The organism is Thalassotalea ganghwensis, assembly GCF_053485795.1.
Map to the genome: position 1 here is coordinate 1 of NZ_JBQRUM010000079.1, position 361 is coordinate 361.

Below are 361 nucleotides of genomic sequence, written 5' to 3' on the forward strand. Positions count from 1 at the left end.
CAGATACCCCTTATTACCATTGTATTTCTCGCTGTGTTCGGCGAGCATTTCTTTGTGGAGAAGATAACGTCTCAGGCAAAAGTTACGAGCATCGTCGGGTGTGGATTGAAGAGAAGCTGCTGTCACTGTCTAAAATTTTTGCCATTGATGTATGTGCTTATGCGGTAATGAGTAACCATTTTCATGTGGTATTGTATATAGACCAAGAGGCGGCTAAGCGTTGGTCAATAAGTGAAGTTCTTGAACGGTGGCACCATATGTTTAAAGGCACGTTATTAACGCGCCGTTATATGAAAGAAGGGCAACTCGAAGAGTATTTAATGCCAAGCTTACTTGAAACGGTAGAAGTTTATCGTAACCG

1 protein-coding gene is annotated in these 361 nt (G+C 42.1%); it reads left to right on the top strand.

Annotation, left to right across the window (positions count from 1 at the left end):
- On the top strand, window positions 1-361 hold a 361-nt coding region (locus ACSLUH_RS19570; RefSeq protein ID WP_527252156.1), incomplete at both ends, for a transposase.